Source organism: Psittacicella hinzii (assembly GCF_003585935.1).
In the GTDB taxonomy this organism is placed as follows: Bacteria; Pseudomonadota; Gammaproteobacteria; order Enterobacterales; family Psittacicellaceae; genus Psittacicella; species Psittacicella hinzii.
This window is the reverse complement of record NZ_NRJG01000204.1, coordinates 1-1,594: the sequence shown is the minus strand read 5'-3', so window position 1 is coordinate 1,594 and position 1,594 is coordinate 1. Positions and strand designations below refer to the sequence as shown.

Genomic DNA, 1,594 nt, shown 5'->3' with positions numbered 1-1,594 from the left:
AACTTAGGCGTGTCTTTGTTACTAAAATAGTTTATAATTTGAGTATACTATTAAATATTTTTTCATCGGTGAATCTTATCAATAGATAAAGAGTGATTTTAAATATTATTTTTACTTAAGCTATTATTAACTCTATTCACCTGTTACTATTTCTTATCTGTTTTATATATGAGTTTAGACCTCTCAAGCCTTCAATTAAAAGACATTAAATATGTACTCGCCGTATATCGTATGCGTAGCTTCCGTAAAGCTGCAGAAGTTTGTGATGTAACACAAGCGACGATTAGTGGACAAGTGTCTAAGGTCGAGAAAATTCTTAATGTTACTTTAATTGAGCGTAGCTCTAGACGCGTTGAATTTACTCCAAGCTCGAAATCAATTATCGAACAGTTCCAAAAAATTTCGGATGAATTTAAAATTTTATCTGAAGTAGCTTTTGCTGAACAACAAAAATTTAAAGGTTTACGAGGTGAATTTAATATTGGAGTAATTCCTACATTTATTACATTCTTCCAAGAAGCAATACTTCCGCGCTTACAGGATAAATTTCCTAAATACACCTTTAACTGTATTGAATTAATGACTAATCGGATTAAAGAAGAACTTTTATATAAAAGTTTAGATTTTGCTTTAGTAGCAAATCACCCTATAGTAGAACAGATGTTTACTATTCCGATTGGTGAAGATGAATTAGTTGCGTTAATTAATCGTAATAACCCAGTATTAAGCGAAAGTGATTTAAATTTACGTAATTTAAAAAACAATCGTATTTTCTTATTACAAGATGATAATTGTTTGCGAGATCAAGTAATCGATATCTGTTCTGCGACTTTAAGTCCGGAATTAGGTATCGAAGATTTAACTGATGATCGTTATAACGTATCTACAATTGATACCTTAAAAACTTTAGTAAACAATAATCTTGGCGTAAGTGTTGTCCCTGCGGTAAGCCTTTATTCTAGTACTCCGAGTAAAGTTAAGATTAATCGCATTGAAAATCATCCAACACGCGAAATTAGTGTAGTCTATGATCCGGAAAGTCCAAGTGTAAGATTTTATAATGAAATCGTAGCTGAACTGAAAAAGATCTATCACAAAGAATATCGCAAGTTAAAAATTGATCAAAAAGTTTACAAATTCACAGACGCAAAAAGAACCTAATACTAGGTTCTTTTTTTAATAATGCGGAGGTGGAGTTTCTTCAGCTTGGGAAGCAATTTGTACGTTATTTTGTTGTGATTTAAGATACTCTGAAATCACTTTAATTTTACGTTCAAGAGTAAAGATTTCTTTTTGTTGATTAATTAAAGCTGTATCTAAAGTTTCAACTGTAATAAGCAACTGGACTACCATTTCTTCCAAACTCTGAATACGTTTTTCTAATTCAGATTTAGTTTCGAGGAGCGTGAAGATTGTCGAATCTTGTGTCATAATGCTAAATATCGTAATATTTTATTATGCAAAAGCAGAGGCTTTTGCTATAATAAAAATTCTAAGAACTTGTTTTATAAACTACCTATTGATATTTACATAATCATGTATATATTCTTATAGGGAAAACTTTTTAGATATGCTTTTTGCATTATTATATAAG

Annotated in this window: 2 protein-coding genes; one reads left to right on the top strand and one right to left on the bottom strand. The window is 30.2% G+C overall.

From position 1 onward, the window contains the following. The first annotated feature begins 168 nt into the window (after positions 1–168). Positions 169–1,161 (top strand): LysR substrate-binding domain-containing protein, encoded by a 993-nt coding sequence (locus CKF58_RS08185; RefSeq protein ID WP_119532766.1) that lies wholly within the window; start codon positions 169–171, stop codon positions 1,159–1,161. A 15-nt stretch (positions 1,162–1,176) separates the two neighbouring features. Here CKF58_RS08185 and CKF58_RS08180 read toward each other — a convergent pair whose 3' ends face one another. Further along, complete coding sequence (locus CKF58_RS08180) at positions 1,177–1,431, bottom strand: SlyX family protein (protein ID WP_119532764.1); 255 nt, start codon at positions 1,429–1,431, stop codon at positions 1,177–1,179. Positions 1,432–1,594: the final 163 nt, after the last annotated feature.